The following is a 17,112-nucleotide window of genomic DNA, read 5'->3' on the forward strand; positions in this document are numbered from 1 at the left end:
GGTCAACCTGCACATTTAACTCGACTACTTTGCACCCTAACTGCTCACAATAAACTTGTATGCACCTGTAAACATCTCTGCCTACTTTGTTCTTCAATATTCTGAACCTATACTTTGGTGTCCAGACTATATGATATTGACATCGCCAATACACATGCGATGCTTTCTCGTATCTACTCATGTTTTTTCCTTATATGACTTCGCTAAAAATCAAGTAAGGAATTAACATGAGTATTTTTTCAGGCAAAGCCTAAATGATGATAACCACCTACTGAAGTAGGTGGTTTAGGGCCGAAAATCAAAAATTGCTATTTTTTTACTTCACAATGGATTAAACACTGAGCGTTCTCTTGCCCATTACCAGCACCAAATACCCATACTGTTTAATAGTCTAGCCCGACGAAGGTACACGGTGCTAAATGAGTGTTTTATTCAAATCAGCGATATTGGGCATGCACTGCTTATCTTTTAATTTAACGTCAATCGCGTCAGTTACAAAGCAGCATTTTCAATCAGCGCTTACTCATAGCCATCACGTTAAATATTCTCACGAAGAAAATTGAGTCTATAGCCAGTGGTATTGATTAAACAGGCGCTATTTTGTAATCACTGCCGCCAAGGCATGCCGTTTCTTATTGTTCAAGCAGATTATCTGGCCGCAGGCTGTTAAAGAGCATGGCTGACGGTGAAATAAACCGCTTTTTGGTGTTCATCCTCCCCCTTTTTAATCATGCGGTACGACTGTCTTTAATTACCTAAAAATGTATATACATGGTATGTGTGAATGTATTTTAAACACACTTAAACAGTGATTTTTCCACCAATAAAAAACGCCATAAATAGGGTTAAACACACCAAAGTATTGCATTTAAATAAATAATAAAAACCATTCAACCGCTATTTACATGTAATTAAAAATACAAAGACATGAATAAAAAAACAAATTTAAAAACCGATTAATCCTTCTTTACCAGTTTATTTATAAAATCAAGACTAACCCTAACGTACTAAAAAATATTCCTTACACTACCCTTAGTTAGGTACTCCTTACTAGGTATATCATCTCTCTAAAATTTATACTTAAATTAATTATTAAATTTTCTGTAACACATTAACCCCACTCGAAAAAACACATGTAGTTAAATGTTATCTAGTCAAAAATTGATCAAGGTCACTAAAATCATTGTAAAGAAGAGTAAGGTTATTAATGAAAAAAATAAAACAATATAACTTTCCTAAATAAAGCCATTTATAAGGAATTGTTGGTGCTGTTATGAATATAAAATCAACCTGGCTTTTGTACCTCTGCGCGATGATGTTATTTATACTTACATTACCCTGCGAGGCGGTGTTTGTAAGCCCACCAAAAGATCCCATGCCATTCATTGAGGAAATTTTTCCTCAAGCGACACATATTGGTGAAAAACAGCGGATATCTAACGACGAAAGTGCGCCTTTCGCATGGGTCGTTTATCAAGACAAAAACGTACTGGGCTACGCTTTTGAAACCAATGATATTGCCAAAATTCCAGCTTATTCGGGCGAGCCAGTGAATATGCTCGTTGCCATTGACCCCCAAGGTAATTATTTAGGGGTGAAAGTATTAGAGCATCACGAGCCGATTATTTTAACGGGTATCCCAGAATCAAAACTATGGGAGTTTACTGATCAATACACGGGCTTACATGTTAGCGATCGCCTTAAAGTAGGAGGCAGCAGCTCAGATAATATCGTCAACATTGATGGACTTTCTGGTGCCACAGTCACGGTCATGGTCATGAATGATGCGGTAACTAAGTCAGCAAAAAAAATCGCCGCACGTTTAAACATAATTGATCTTCAAGCTTTAAATCGCTTACCAATGGCCACTATAAAGCACGATGTTTATCAACCAGCAAGTTGGCAAGCGTTAACGGGTGACGGGTCTATTCGCCGCTTGTACCTAAGTCGAGAGGCCGTTGATGAGGCGTTTGTAGGCACAGAAGCAGAACACATTGATGCAGCTGCTCCTGAACAAAAAAGCGCTATGTTCGCTGAGCTTTATTACGCGCAAGCTAATATTCCTCACATAGGCATAAACTTACTTGGTGAGAGTGAGTACCAATGGCTTATGGCGCAATTAGCCCCCGGTGAGCATGCCTTTATTGTGCTAGGAAATGGCTATTCTTTTAAAGGCTCAGGCTACGTTCGTGGCGGTATTTTTGACCGTATTCAACTTTTGCAAAATGGCGACACCATTTCATTCCACGATTTAGACCACTTTCGCGTCACTGATATTTATGCCACAGGCGCACCCAAATTCAAAGAAATGTCTATTTTTATCGCACGCGCTCACGATGAGTTTAACCCCGGAGCCGATTGGCAATTAGAGCTATTAGTACGCCGTCAAATGGGCGCTATTGACAGCACATTCACGAGTTTTAAAGGCGATTATCATACTTTAGATAAATATGTCAGTCGCCCCGCTATGCCTGAACCCGAAGCTGAATTATCACTGACGCAACAAGTATGGCAAGACAAGCAAGTGGAAGTGATTATTCTGCTGTTCCTCATGCTTCTATTAGGCGCTACCTTAATATTTCAGGATATTCTGGTGCGTCACCCAACCTTTTTACACAATTTCCGACACATATTCCTTATCGTGGTGGTGGTGTTTATCGGCTGGAGCTGGGGCGGACAACTCTCTGTAGTGAACGTATTCACTTTTTTACAAGCACTGATGTCTGATTTTTCGTGGGATTTATTTTTACTCGACCCCGTTATTTTCATTCTTTGGTGTGCTGCAGCGGTGACCATTATGATGTTCGGGCGCGCCGTATACTGTGGTTGGTTATGTCCATTTGGCGCTTTGCAAGAGCTACTAAATGTATTTGCACGCTATGTGAAGCTGCCGCAAATAGAGCCCCCTTTTGCAGTGCATGAACGTTTATGGGCCATTAAGTACCTTATTTTACTGGCTTTATTCGGCATGTCTCTTGACTCTATGGCTGTTGCAGAGCAAATGGCTGAAGTTGAACCATTTAAAACCACCTTCTTACTCAAGTTTGATAGACAATGGCCATTTGTGCTGTATGCCGTGTCTTTGCTGGTAATTAATTTATTTAACCGAAAATTCTTTTGTCGCTACTTATGCCCATTAGGCGCAGCGCTCTCTGTGGGCTCTAATTTACGCTTGTTTAGTTGGTTAAAACGTCGGCCTGAGTGTGGTCAGCCATGTAAAACCTGCGCTAAAGAATGCGAAATACAAGCTATTCACCCTGATGGTTCAATCAATATGCGCGAGTGTCACTACTGTCTTGACTGTCAAGTCACCTATTTTAATGAACAGAAATGTCCACCACTAAAGAAACTTGCCAGGAAGAAGAATAAATTTCAGGAAAAAGAAATACCCACGGTGGACGTTAGCTAACTACGCCCATCACCAAGCACAATGAAATAACCGGAGGAAGTCCATGAGTGATAGGAAAAAGCTCCCAGAACAAAAACAGCTGAAAGACGAAAGCAGACGTAAGTTTTTTGCTAAAAGTGCTTTATTAGGTGCAGGTGTAGTTGCAGCGCCTATGTCAGCTACTATGTTCGCATCAATGGCTAAGGCACAAGCCGCAGAAGCAGGCAGTAACAGTGCCACTGTTCACCCAGGTGAACTAGATGAATATTATGGTTTTTGGAGTGGAGGCCACTCGGGGGAAGTGCGTATTTTAGGTATTCCGTCAATGCGGGAACTCATGCGTATTCCTGTTTTTAATACCGACAGCGCAACAGGCTGGGGTCTGACGAATGAATCTAAACGCATCAAAGGCGACAGCGCACATCTGCAATGTGGTGACTCACACCATCCGCATATGAGTATGACTGATGGCCGTTACGACGGTAAATATGTGTTCATTAACGACAAGGCCAACAGTCGTGTAGCACGTATTCGCTGCGATGTTATGAAAACCGATAAAATGCTAACCGTTCCTAATGTTCAAGCAATCCATGGCTTGCGTGTGCAAAAGGTTCCACACACTAAATATGTGATCTGTAATGGCGAATTCGAAATTCCCATGAACAACGATGGCAAAGCATCAATGGACGACATTAGCACCTATCGTTCATTGTTTAATGTGATTAATGCCGAAACCATGGAAGTCGCATTCCAAGTAATGGTGGATGGTAATTTAGATAACACCGACGCCGACTTTGACGGAAAGTATTTTGCATCAACCTGTTATAACTCAGAAATGGGAGTCACACTCGGTGATATGATCTCATCTGAACGTGACCATGTTGTTGTATTTAACTTACCGCGATGCGAAGCCGCCATTAAAGCAGGCAAATTTAAAACCTACAATGGCAATAATGTCCCAGTGTTAGATGGCCGTAAAGGGTCAACACTCACAGCGTACATTCCGGTTCCTAAATCACCACATGGTTTAAATACCTCACCCAATGGCGACTACTTTGTTGCTAATGGTAAGTTATCACCGACTGTTTCTGTGATTTCAATTAAGAAACTAGATGACCTATTTGATAACAAAATTAAGCCTCGCGACACCATCGTTGCAGAACCTGAACTAGGCTTAGGGCCACTTCATACCGCATTTGATAACCGTGGTAACGCTTACACCACGCTGTTTATCGACAGCCAAATTGCGAAGTGGAGCGTTGAAGATGCTATCAAGGCATACAATGGTGAGAAAGTGAACTACATACGTCAGAAGTTAGATGTTCACTATCAGCCGGGGCACAACCATACTTCACAAGGTGAAACCCGTGATGCAGATGGTAAATGGCTTATTGCACTGTGTAAGTTCTCAAAAGATAGGTTCTTACCTGTCGGGCCATTACGTGCAGAAAATGATCAGCTCATAGATATTTCAGGTGATGAAATGAAGTTGGTTCACGATGGCCCAACTTTCGCTGAACCTCACGACTGTATCATTGTTCACCGCTCTAAGGTGAAGCCAAATAAACTGTGGGAGCGAAACGATCCTTTCTTTGCCGATACTATCGCAATGGCAAAAGCAGACGGCGTTAATGTTTACGCTGATAACAAAGTGGTGAGAGACGGCAAAAAAGTACGTGTCTACATGACCTCAATTGCCCCTAGCTTTGGCATGACTGAGTTTAGAGTGAAACTAGGTGACGAAGTCACTGTGGTTATTACTAACTTAGACCAAGTTGAAGACGTGACACACGGTTTCTGTATGACCAATCATGGTGTGCAGATGGAAGTTGCACCGCAAGCAACGGCATCCATAACGTTTATCGCTGATAAACCGGGTGTGCAGTGGTACTACTGTAACTGGTTCTGTCATGCACTGCATATGGAAATGCGAGGCCGCATGTTAGTTGAAGCGTAAGCTTCGTATTTGGGTATGGGACTTTCCCATACCCTTTATCGTTACAAATAGAAGGTTTATTGAGTGCAATTAATTTGGTTACACCGTTTATGTGGAGCAATACTGCTCTGTTTTTCATGTTATTCGTTGGCAGTGAGTACGCGACTCTCTGCAGCTGATGATTTACAAGCGCAGTTAGATAGCGCAAAAGCAGGCGACACAATTGTTTTAACGAAAGGTATTTACCAAGGAAATTTTGTTGTCAATAAAGCCATCCACCTTATTGGTGAAACAGGTGCTGTCATTGATGCTTTAGGCGAAGGCCACGCATTACTGTTAAAAAGTTCACATATTTCGATTAAAAATCTCGAGATAGTGAATTGGGGAAATAACTTAACCGAACAACATTCCGGTATTTATTCAGATCAAAAAGCAGAGCAACTAATGATTGCCAATAACCACCTTAAAGGCGATGGTTTTGGTATTTGGTTACAAAAAGGCCAGCATGTACAGGTTTTAAATAACGTGATTGTTGGCAATAAAGCCCTGCGTTCAGCAGATCGCGGCAATGGTATTCAGCTCTCCAATGTGCAACATGTACTGGTTAAAGGAAATGATGTCTCTTACACGCGCGATGGCCTGTACATAATATCAAGCCAAGATAACGTATTAGAAAATAACACGCTTCATGATCTACGCTATGGCGTTCATTACATGTATTCCCACGACAATAAAGTACTCAATAATAACGCATACAATACGCGGGCTGGTTATGCCTTAATGAGCTCGCGCAATTTAGTGATCCAAGGTAATCGAACGACTAACAGTGAAGATTATGGGTTACTAATGAATTTTATTACCTCGTCAGACATCCTAAACAATCACATTTCTAATGTGTGGACCAAGCCCGAAAACAAAGTATTAGGGCGAGACGGAAAAGGCTTTTTTGTATACAACTCAGCGTATAACAACATTGTCGATAACGTGGTTGATACCACAGAAATTGGTATTCACCTCACTGCAGGCTCTGAGCATACGCAAGTGTATGGCAACAGCTTTATAAATAACCCCACGCAAGTCAAATACGTTTCCAATAAAAAACAAGAATGGAGTCACGATAGCCGCGGTAACTATTGGAGCAATTATTTAGGCTGGGATATGAATAATGATGGCGTGGGTGATGTTGCCTTTGAACCCAACGATGGAATTGATAAATTGGTTTGGCAATACCCAGAAATGAAAATGCTAATGGATAGCCCATCGGTATTAACACTGCGCTGGGTACAACGCCAATTTCCTGTATTAAAGCCTGCAGGGGTTAAAGACAGCTACCCATTAATGCGCTCCCCACACTCACCTCATGTTATTAAATCGCAGAGTGATATCAAGGACAAACAACATGACTAACACGCCCGTGGTTTCAATGAACCAAGTAACAAAAAGCTATGGCAGTCTCACAGCAGTCAATAACCTTAGCTGCGAGCTCGCGCCCGGTGAAGTGCTCGGCCTTTTTGGTCATAATGGTGCTGGCAAAACAACCATGATGAAACTCATTCTGGGTATCACATCGCCAACAAATGGCCGTGTCGATGTACTCGGTGCTAAACCAGACTCCAAAGCCGCATGGCATATTCGCTCCCAAGTCGGTTACTTGCCTGAAAATGTCAGTTTTTATGAGCATTTAACAGGAATAGAAGTACTCAATTACTTTGCAAAACTGAAAGGTTTTAACAAACAACACGCAAAAGATTTAATAGCGCAAGTAGGATTAACAGAGGCAATGAACCGCGCGGTTAAAACATATTCCAAAGGAATGCGTCAACGTTTAGGACTTGCCCAGGCATTTTTAGGTAAACCTAAATTACTATTACTAGATGAACCAACGGTTGGGCTTGACCCGGTTGCAACAACTGAATTTTACCAACAAGTTGACAACCTTAAAGCACACGGCACCAGTATTATCCTGTGCTCTCATGTATTACCAGGGGTTGAGCGCCATATTGACCGTGCGATTATTCTGAGTAAAGGACAACAACTTGCTTGCGGTAATTTAGCCAGTCTACGCGCACATGCAAACTTAGATATACGCATTAAAACTCGCGGTGTTTCCCCTTCTGAGCTCGTTAATGACTCACAATTAATGACTCATGTTGAACTCTGTCACGATACCGATTTATTGGTAAAAGATGAGAATAAAATGAATGTTCTCCGCGAGCTCGTTAAATACCGTCATTTAGATGATATACACATTGAACAACCCGATTTAAATCAGGTTTATCAACAAATTTTATCTCAAGCGCCACAAAAGGGAAGCATATGAAATCAGTCTTCACTGTTGCTGCAAAAGAGTTTAGCGATGGTCTTCGCAACCGTTGGTTGCTCTCAATTACAATTATTTTTGCCTTATTATCAGTAGGGCTGACCTATTTTGGCTCAGCGGTCGCAGGAGAAACAGGGTTAACCTCAACCTCGACCACTGTAGCAAGCTTAGCAAGTTTAGCTGTTTTTCTTATTCCCTTAATCGCCTTGTTACTCAGTTACGACAGCTTTGTAGGTGAGCTAGAAAGTGGCACCTTACTCTTATTACTCACCTACCCTATCAACAAAACCCAATTACTAATGGGTAAGTTTATAGGGCAAGGAAGTATCATTGCACTGGCAATTTTAATTGGTTTTGGTGCTTCAGGCGTCATTTTATATGCCCATACTCAACAAACAGAAATTATTACCGTATTTTCATTATTCATAGCCAGTGCCGTTATGTTAGGCCTTAGCTTCATTGCTATTGCCTTCATAATTAGTATCTCGGTGAGTGAAAAGTCAAAAGCTGCCGGTGCCGCTCTAATAGTCTGGTTTATTTTCGCACTCATATTTGATCTCGGTTTACTCGCTCTTCTCGTAGGCACAGAAGATGGTATAAGCCAACAATCACTCACGTTTCTGATGATGTTGAATCCCGCTGATATTTTTAGATTAGTGAATCTAGCAGGCTTAGACAGCGCCGATGTAAACGGGGCTCTTGCTATTGCAATACGCTCAAGCCTGTCGCTTACTCAGTTGCTTTGCATGCTCGTCGTCTGGGTTATCTTGCCATTAATTTTAGCCATCACACTATTTACTAAAAAGAGAATGTAATGAACGTTAAAACCTTACTGCCGATACTGCCACTTCTATTCATGCTTTGTGCCTGTGGGGAGAATGAAATTAAACAGACACCCAGCCAAGCAGTTGCAATTGAAGCAACCGATGAATGTCATTTATGCGGCATGTTGATTTCAGAATTTCCAGGCCCGAAGGCTGAACTACTGCAAACTGATACAAACTCGGGCTCGGGCAAAAAAATACATAAGTTTTGTTCAACACGAGATATGTTCAGTTACTACCTAGAACCTGAAAACACACGTAATGTAAGCGATATTTTTGTACATGACATGAGTAAAACACCCTGGCATAAACCCGCCGATAATTACTTTATAAATGCGCGAAAAGCTTGGTATGTTGCGGGCTCATCTCAACAAGGCGCTATGGGGAATACATTGGCCAGTTTTGCAACTGAACAAGATGCGATAAACTTTCAAAATGAATTTGGCGGGCATGTCATTCGTTTCGAAGATATCACACACGCTATTCTAATGCCTGCTCATCATTAAAAATGATAAAAGCGATACGCAATCTACCCATGTAAATCAGGTAGATTGCTTTTATGTACACGATACTTTTTCTAGTTTACTAGCTTCTGACAACAGTTCCCAAAGATTCACGGTGTTGAAGTAATTCATCAACGCCTTGCTCATGCAATATAGCAACGAGCTATTCAAGCACGTCATCTTTTTGAGGCGCTACAGGCTGCGTTAATAGCAAAGAAGTAAGATTACCAAACCCAGGATGCTCAAAATCTGGATTCTCAAGGCCATGATGTGCTCTTAGCGTTAACAGCATAAGTGCAGCATAAGGTGTAAATTGCCAATTCATATTGTCGAACTCAAAAAACATCTTACTTGGTGGCGATGCAACCTGAGCGACTTGATCATCATATAACTGATTAAGATAAGCGGTGATTTTTGTTACGTCAGTACTATCCCTGTTATCTAAAATAGCTTGGTAAGCAAAATCATCAACTACTGGTTTTAAGGTATTGCCACCAGCTATGTTATCGAGAACGTAATCTAAATCGACTTAAAACTATATAAGAAGCAATACCTGGTACAAAATTGGGGGTTAAGCGATAAGTACAGTGTTGTTGGTGAAGCGAGCACCAACAACACATAATAGTTGAAGATAAAATTGAGCAAAACGCCGTTATAGCGTTTACTTTTTCAAACTCAATGTGCCAGTACGTTTTGTGCTACTTCGCTTTATTTGGTTTGACCTAGGTTTACCTTGATTCGCTTTATTCGAGCCTGGTTTTGAGTCTGTGCGGCCTTTTTTAACATAGCTAGAAAAGTCGCGTTTTTTCTCGCCTTCTGAACGTGGTTGAGGCGTTCTTGGCTTAGTTGGCTGTTTATTATCGTCAATTGAACGTTCCTCTGTTTTACCCGAGTCAGCAATTGAGTTATTAATTTCAGCCATCTCTTGCTCAGTTAAATGGCGCCATTGCCCCACTTTTAAGCCTTTTAACGTCACATTCATAATACGTGTACGTTTAAGCGTGACCACTTCGTAGCCGAGGTATTCACACATACGGCGAATTTGACGATTTAGCCCTTGCGTTAACACAATAGTAAACTGCTGTGGGCCAGTTTGTTTCACTTTGCACTTTTTCGTCACGGTATCTAAAATTGGAATACCATTTGCCATTTTGTTTACAAACTGACGATTAAGTGGCTTATCGACAGTGACTACATATTCTTTTTCGTGGTTATTGCCCGCTCGTAAAATCTTATTAACGATATCGCCTTCGTTGGTTAAAAAGATTAAGCCTTCAGATGGGCGGTCTAATCGACCAATTGGGAAAATACGCTCAGGATAATTAACCGCTTTTACGATGTTACTTTGAATTTTTCGCTCAGTGGTACAGGTAATACCAACGGGTTTATTATATGCAATATAAACACGTTTCGGTTTGGCTTTGAGTGGTTTACCATCAATAAGTACTTCATCAGCATCACTGACTTTAACACCCATTTCTGGCAAATTACCATTAACAGTAACACGACCTTCCTCAATATATTTATCAGCCTCTCTGCGCGAACAAAACCCTGTTTCACTGATAAATTTATTTAATCGCTTTAACTCTGTCATGGCACACTTCTGTCTTAATTTTAAAGCCGCTAGTTTATACCAGAACCCTATAGCACGCTAGGCAGATTAATCTTCGTTTAACGGCTCGCTTTAATGCAGTGCAGGTTTTTCGGTGAGCAACGTCTGCAATGTGTCAAAATCAAACCGATACTCTGCATTGCGAGTATTGCGCAGCAAAAAAGCATCGAATGGAATAACTGACCAGTCCGTGATATCACTGAGCCAATGGTAACTTGTCACATTTTGGTTCGTGATCACGCCTAATTTAAATTTAATTTCATGATGAGTTTGCCAATATGGATGACCATTATGATGATCGACCAAACTAATTAACGCCCACGCCCCCATCATAAAGTGCCCGCCTACACTGGCTGTTAAGCGCCCTTGTTCAATTAACCTTAAGTTGTCATCAAGCCAGTCTATGCCGCCGATAAAATAGCGTTTGCCTGACTTTTCTTTAACTGCATCAAGTGCGCCCAGTGCCATTAAATCCGATGCACACCAAATAACATTCGTTTGTGGGTAACGGTGCAATAGACGGCGCACTTTTTCAGTGGCTTCGGTTTTATTCCAATTTGCATAAACAACTTGCTCAAGCTCGACATGTTGGGTTCGTAAATAGTGACTTAAACCATTACTGCGAGTATCTGATTCAGTCCCATAGTGACCGTTAATGGCCACAAATTTGGGTTCTTGTTTTGCTTGTTTAGCATTATCAAACAATGCTTTTCCTAATTGTATACCCGCTTCAAAATTATCGTGATAAACCTCTGCGAGCCAATATTTAAAATGCTCTGAGGGTTTACCAATTTGCTGGCGCTCTGCGCCGAGGATGGTTTCTTCTAATGTGATGAACTTTATCTTGTGACTTTCAAGTAAGCTCATTGATTGCTCTGCTCCCCCAGGGTAATTAATCAGTACAACATAGTCGGGAGTGGCGTTGTATTTAAGATAGTGTCTGAGCTCTTCTAACTGAATATGCCGATTGCCACCACCGTAAATAATATCAAGCTTGACGTTACTGTGTGTTGCCGCAGCTTGCATTACTGCTGTGACTTTTTGCCAAAAAGGCTCCGCTTTTACCGAGGGATTTACAAATAGCACCGAAAATTGCTCTACAGCAAAGAGTGGTAAAGAGCAAAGCAGTATTAAAACAATCAATATAACCCGTATGTTCATTCCAGCACGTTATTTTTTAAAAGTGTAGTATACGGGTAATTATCGTGACAGTTTTCGCCACACAGTCTCACACGGACCGTATCGAAACAGTTGAGTATATACTTTGCAAAATACCAGCTGAAAGACAACCACACCCGCAATAAGAAGCCAATAATTAATGCGATCAAAACTCAACACCCACTCAGGGAACATGACTTTAAAACACACTAAAAATATCACGGTTTGCATTAAGTAAAGGGTTAAAGACATACGCCCTGCTTGTTGTAATACTAAACACTTTTCGGGGTTATTCTTAACGTATTTTACGAGTATATGAATATACAACGTTGCCATCGCAAGTGCTGCAAACCAAGAGAAAGGCTCAGCCAATGCGACCATAAGTACATGTGTATTTGGTTCAACCGCTAATCGTAAAACGGTAAAGCCCAGCGCTGCAGGCACAATAAAGTTTAACTGTTCTCTAGTAAGGCCATTTGCGAAGATCTTTTGTTTATACAAATACATCCCAATCAGCATGAGCCCGCCAGCCATCCACAGCGTAATAAGCGGAACAGCTATAATCATGATGATAAACATCAACATATTACTCATAAAGCCCGCTAAATAGGATGAAAATGCCGCATTGTATGCCTCTAAAAAAGCCGCAGAGTCACGCGTAACAGGAAGCAGTTCAGGTTCAATAAATGCCAATAAAAAAGAGGAGAGTGCACCGAGTAGCAGAAATAGCATGCCCATTCTTACTATTTTATCATTCGGTTCATGGCTGAACTTGAGTGCCAACCACCCTGCACATGCATAAATGAATAAAATATCACCAGCCCAAAGTAAAAACCCATGGGCCAACCCTATAAACGCTAATACTTTTAAACGCTTATGCAATGCATCTATGCTTTGCCAGCGCTGTAATTGAATTGTAAGTGCTGCGCCAAACAATAAACAAAAGAGGGTTCGAAACCGGCCATCAATAAAGACTAAGTTAATAATATTTATAAACTTATCCGCCACAGAAGGTGTTGCACTTGTTACATAGCCATACTCAAAAACACCAAAGTAATAGGCATTCATGAACATTAAACCCAGTACCGCAATCCCTCTTAACACATCCATATTAATATTGCGCATATATCACTTATAAATTTTGTCTGCAGCTATCGCTCCAATTTACAGCATTTTCATATATTTTGGGAAGGTCTGCGCTTTCTATTGTTAAAAAAGCCACTGCTTGTTCTAATGCCCACCAGCTTCCAGTTTCGTAGGCTTTAACTGTTTCGAGAATATAATAAAGAATGTTCTTTTCTTGCATTAATGCACTGTGTATTTCATCTGGAAATGGTAAACGTTCAAGCAACTTTTCCATTGGTTGGTCAAGAATAGCATCGAGTAATGAAAACAACCCTGTTAAAAACGCTTCTCCGGTTTGCTGCTTAGCCACACGCTGTGCTATTAGCTCACAAAATCGAGCTCTTACAACACAAAGCCGCGTGAGCTCGGCAGGTTTAGTTTGTGCGCTATGTGCAGTAATAATTAAGCTAACAAACTTTTTCAGTCGTTCATGACCAAGATAAACAAGCGCTTGTTTTAACGAACCTATTTTACTTTTTATAGGAAATACACCACTGTTTATTAAGCGTAAAAGCTTATAAGCTAAAGCAGTGTCTAGCGAGAATAACCCCGCTATTTCGCTAATATCGGGGTCTGGACGCATGACTTCAGCATAAATTGATAAAACCAATGCGTAGTTATAATCAATATCACGCTGTTGGATCATGGTTGGTTTGGCAAAGAAATAGCCTTGAAAAAAGTCAAACCCCATTTCGTAGGCTTTTTCAAAATCATCTGCCGTTTCGAGCTTTTCTGCTAATAACTTTATTTTTTTGTGTTTTTTTAATTTTTTAACTACGGGTAGAATTTCTTCAAATGGGGTTTGTTTTACATCAAACTTGATAAGTCGAACAAGCTTTAAAAAGCGGTCCCACTCGGGCTGGTACACGAAGTCATCTAAGGCAAGTTTATAATTGTTATGAAATAACTCACGACAAAACGCATAGTTTTCATCGGTAGGCTCCATCGTTTCTAGCAGCTCGATAACGACATCTTTCGTTGGCAAAAAAGCACATAGATCCAGTTTTAAAGACTCTGGACCTATATTAATTAATGCTTTTTTGCCCGACGTGATATGGCGGGTACCTAAATTGAGCTGATTTTCCATAATGAGACGTGCCGTTGCGGTGCTTTCTGACACGTTTGGAAAACTGTTTTTTTCACTATCGCGAAATAGTAGCTCATAGGCGACAACTTGTTGACGACGATTAAAGACCGCTTGCCTAGCAACAAATACAGCCACTTTACCTACTTTTTATCATTTATATAACACTAAGTAATTAATAGCGGAAATTGACATAAAAGTCACTTAATTGCCATGAATCAGGGTGTTTTTATTGATATAAGTACGATAAATAACCATCTGCGACTGATTGCCACGAGAAACGCGCATTTTTAGCCTGTTCACAAATTCCTTGCCACTTTTTAGGATCTGCATTTTTTAGCGCAAGCGCTTCAGTAAAACCAGTAATAAGTTCGTAACTTTGAGCGGTTAAACTCTCACCTTTAAAACTAAATCCCGTTTCAAGGTGCTGCACAGTATCACGAAGTCCACCGACACCATGCACTAGACACGGTTGACCTGCGCGCATGGCGAGCATTTGACTAATACCACAGGGTTCAAATGAACTGGGCATTAAAAACAGATCGCCTAAATGATACAAGTACTCGCCAACAAAATGAGCATATCCTTTCAAAAATAATAAGTTATCTTGTCGGGCCATGACTGTGGTCATCACTTTTTCAAGTTCAGTATCACCTGAGCCAAGAATAATCATATACCCATCATGTTGCTTTAAACGCTGGCATAATTCATCTAGCACTAATGCTTTATCATACGGCTGACAAAGCAGGAGCACTTTTTGATCTGTTAATCGCCCAACACTCGTCACTAAAGGGCCAGAGAAAGGCTGTGTTTTAAACTTAAGCACACGCTGATGTGCAATATAATGCGCTGAGTCAAGCTCAGACGTTTTTGCCATCCACTGAAAAAGTGCTGACTCAGCGTGCTGATATAAATGAGCAAAACTGACATCGGATAGTTCATCACCTGGATACTCACACCCGTTTAGAATGCCTACTACACGGCCTTGCTGATATGCAGCTTGTAAATCAAGCTCGAGCCCTTCTCCGCCAAAAAAGCCATTAACAGGATCGCTTGGTTTTAGCACCTCTTGGCAATATGTGGGTGATACTAAATGTATTTTATCAACCAAGTTAATCGCTGTGCGCATTGGGTTGAAACAGTCGGGGTAACGTGGATCGCATAACTTTTGGCCATCATAACCCAAGCTTGGAAACCACGCTTCTAAACTCGAAGTATCCCCTTTAAAAGGACGGATCCCTTGCAGAGCAAGGTTATGTACGGTGTAAGCTAAAAATAAGGTGGAGAAATCGTTATAGCGACTATCTGTTTTAAGTAACAACGCAACACACGCACTATGCCAATCATGTAAATGAATAACATCAGGCTTACAAATGAGTCCTTGTAATAAGGCTTCGCACACAGCGGCATTAAATAAGGCAAATTTACTGGCATCGGTTGCAAATGGGCGACCTGCCTCGTCATTACAATAAACAGCGCCATGGTGACGGCTAAATTCCCAATGAGAAATAACCAGCTGTCTAACCCCTTTCTGAGAGTGAGCAAGTTGCCACACTTCGAGTTGTTGCATGTGTCCGGCAAACGCCACATTGACCACACCTAGGCTATGACGCTCTAAATCGTGAAAACCATAATCGGGGATCACCACATCAACTGTCAGCCCCTTTTCAACAAGGGCTTTGGGACAATCTCTTACGACATCGGCAACACCACCTACTTTTGCATTCGGTAATGCATCATTCTCTGCAGCAACCATCAATACATGCATGCTTTGCCGTACTCCTTTTTACTTCTATTTTTTATGCTGGGGGGTGATATTAGTACCTTCCACCCCACCCATATTTAAGCAAGGCGTTTGTTATCTTGCTCTTGTTGTTTTAACTTTTTTGCCAGTTCATTCAACATATCACGCGTCACTAAGACAATCCCTTTTTTCGAGACTCTAAAACCATTTTCTTTATCAACTTTATGATCATAGCCTATTTCAAGACCTGCGGGTATCTCGCAGCTACGATCAATAATCGCGCGTTTTATGCGACAATTACGTTGAATTTTAGCCCCTGGTAATATAACTGACTCTTCTATTTGACAATAAGAATGGACATGTACATTAGAGAACAATAGCGATTTTCTCACCAAAGACCCCGAAATAATACACCCGCCAGACACTGTTGAATCGACCGCCATACCTCGTCTGTCATCATTATCAAAAATAAATTTAGCCGGTGGAAGTTGCTCTTGGTAAGTCCAAATAGGCCAGCTAGGGTCGTATAAATCTAGCTGCGGTTCTGGCATAACCAGCTCCATGTTCGCTTCCCAGAACGAATCAAGTGTTCCTACATCACGCCAATAAGGTTGTCCATCATAGCCTGGGTCTCTAAACGGATACGCAAAAACGTTATGCTCTTCAATAATGGCAGGAATGATATCATGACCAAAGTCACGGCCAGAGCCCTCTGTTTCGGCGTCTTTTTTCAGTTGCTCAAATAAAAACTCAGTATTAAAAATATAGTTCCCCATTGAAGCGAGGCACGTGCCAGGTTTGCCGGGGACTGAGGTTGGCGACGCAGGTTTTTCATCAAACCGGCGAACGCGCTTACTTTCATCCACAGTCATGACACCAAAAGTATTCGCGGCCTCTTCACACGGTACCTCGATACAACATACGGTCATGTCTGCACCATTTTCAACATGCTTTGCGAGTAAACCACCGTAATCCATCCGATATACATGGTCGCCCGATAATATCATGACGTATTTTGGCAGCTCATGACGAATAATATCCATATTTTGAAACACAGCATCAGCTGTACCACAATACCATTCATCACCATAACGCTGTGACGCTGGCAGGATTTCAACCGACTCACCCAGCTCTTTCTTAAAGTGACCCCATGCACGATTAACGTGGCGGATCAGTGAATGCGATTTATATTGTGTAGCAATGCCAACACGACGAATGCCCGAGTTAATGCAGTTCGACAGCGGAAAGTCGATGATCCGGTGTTTACCACCAAAATACACCGCCGGTTTAGCTCGCCAATCTGTTAATTCGTGTAAACGTGAACCTCGCCCCCCTGCTAAAATAAGGGCATACGTTTCTCTTGTTAAACTACTTATATATCGATTTGCATAACTTGGCATAACTCTCTCCGTCTTAAG

General features: G+C 41.3%; 14 protein-coding genes. 6 read left to right on the forward strand and 8 right to left on the reverse strand.

Translation table 11 applies throughout. The features are described from left to right. Positions 1 to 181: IS200/IS605 family transposase (gene tnpA, locus LPA49_RS11975; RefSeq protein WP_230236583.1), on the reverse strand; the 181-nt coding region annotated here is incomplete at its 3' end. 1,134 nt (positions 182 to 1,315) lie between these two features. Between tnpA and nosR the strand changes: the two genes are divergently transcribed. The 6 genes from nosR to LPA49_RS12005 all read left to right on the forward strand — a co-directional run bounded on the left by nosR (position 1,316) and on the right by LPA49_RS12005 (position 8,974). After that, the gene (gene nosR, locus LPA49_RS11980; protein ID WP_230236672.1) at positions 1,316 to 3,409 is read left to right on the forward strand and encodes a transcriptional regulator NosR; all 2,094 of its coding nucleotides are present in this window, start codon (positions 1,316 to 1,318) and stop codon (positions 3,407 to 3,409) included. Positions 3,410 to 3,452: 43 nt separating this feature from the next. Further along, on the forward strand, positions 3,453 to 5,345 hold the full coding sequence (gene nosZ, locus LPA49_RS11985) for a TAT-dependent nitrous-oxide reductase (protein WP_230236585.1): 1,893 nt from the start codon (positions 3,453 to 3,455) through the stop codon (positions 5,343 to 5,345). A 99-nt stretch (positions 5,346 to 5,444) separates the two neighbouring features. Further along, complete coding sequence (locus LPA49_RS11990) at positions 5,445 to 6,731, forward strand: nitrous oxide reductase family maturation protein NosD (protein WP_081759774.1); 1,287 nt, start codon at positions 5,445 to 5,447, stop codon at positions 6,729 to 6,731. Beyond that, positions 6,724 to 7,644, forward strand: a complete 921-nt coding sequence (locus LPA49_RS11995) for an ABC transporter ATP-binding protein (RefSeq protein ID WP_075593249.1) — start codon at positions 6,724 to 6,726, stop codon at positions 7,642 to 7,644. The genes LPA49_RS11990 and LPA49_RS11995 overlap by 8 nt, the downstream gene beginning before the upstream one ends. Then, entirely contained in the window at positions 7,641 to 8,459 is an 819-nt protein-coding gene (locus LPA49_RS12000; protein WP_075593248.1) for an ABC transporter permease, read from the forward strand. The genes LPA49_RS11995 and LPA49_RS12000 overlap by 4 nt, the downstream gene beginning before the upstream one ends. Then, positions 8,459 to 8,974 (forward strand): nitrous oxide reductase accessory protein NosL, encoded by a 516-nt coding sequence (locus LPA49_RS12005; protein ID WP_075593247.1) that lies wholly within the window; start codon positions 8,459 to 8,461, stop codon positions 8,972 to 8,974. Before LPA49_RS12000 ends, LPA49_RS12005 begins: the two co-directional genes overlap by 1 nt. A 160-nt stretch (positions 8,975 to 9,134) precedes the next feature. On the opposite strand, the gene LPA49_RS12010 is transcribed toward LPA49_RS12005, so the two are convergent. From LPA49_RS12010 to glgC, 7 genes are all read right to left on the reverse strand, one after another. Further along, positions 9,135 to 9,296 (reverse strand): hypothetical protein, encoded by a 162-nt coding sequence (locus tag LPA49_RS12010; RefSeq protein WP_178387074.1) that lies wholly within the window; start codon positions 9,294 to 9,296, stop codon positions 9,135 to 9,137. 336 nt (positions 9,297 to 9,632) lie between these two features. Beyond that, positions 9,633 to 10,565 carry a 23S rRNA pseudouridine(2604) synthase RluF gene (gene rluF / locus LPA49_RS12015; protein ID WP_075593245.1) on the reverse strand — a complete coding sequence of 311 codons (933 nt, stop codon included), beginning with the start codon at positions 10,563 to 10,565 and terminating at the stop codon, positions 9,633 to 9,635. A gap of 90 nt (positions 10,566 to 10,655) precedes the next feature. Further along, positions 10,656 to 11,744, reverse strand: coding sequence for an ABC transporter substrate-binding protein (locus tag LPA49_RS12020; protein ID WP_118844856.1), 1,089 nt, complete (start codon positions 11,742 to 11,744; stop codon positions 10,656 to 10,658). Positions 11,745 to 11,783: 39 nt separating this feature from the next. Beyond that, positions 11,784 to 12,866 (reverse strand): DUF418 domain-containing protein, encoded by a 1,083-nt coding sequence (locus LPA49_RS12025; protein WP_083633611.1) that lies wholly within the window; start codon positions 12,864 to 12,866, stop codon positions 11,784 to 11,786. Between the two features lie 7 nt (positions 12,867 to 12,873). After that, positions 12,874 to 14,088 carry an EAL and HDOD domain-containing protein gene (locus tag LPA49_RS12030; protein ID WP_036972050.1) on the reverse strand — a complete coding sequence of 405 codons (1,215 nt, stop codon included), beginning with the start codon at positions 14,086 to 14,088 and terminating at the stop codon, positions 12,874 to 12,876. A 91-nt stretch (positions 14,089 to 14,179) separates the two neighbouring features. Next, positions 14,180 to 15,718 (reverse strand): glycogen synthase, encoded by a 1,539-nt coding sequence (locus LPA49_RS12035; RefSeq protein ID WP_118844855.1) that lies wholly within the window; start codon positions 15,716 to 15,718, stop codon positions 14,180 to 14,182. A 74-nt stretch (positions 15,719 to 15,792) separates the two neighbouring features. Next, positions 15,793 to 17,094, reverse strand: coding sequence for a glucose-1-phosphate adenylyltransferase (gene glgC, locus LPA49_RS12040; RefSeq protein ID WP_036972054.1), 1,302 nt, complete (start codon positions 17,092 to 17,094; stop codon positions 15,793 to 15,795). Positions 17,095 to 17,112: the final 18 nt, after the last annotated feature.

The organism is Pseudoalteromonas sp. MB41, assembly GCF_020966275.1.
Taxonomy (GTDB): Bacteria; Pseudomonadota; Gammaproteobacteria; order Enterobacterales; family Alteromonadaceae; genus Pseudoalteromonas; species Pseudoalteromonas lipolytica.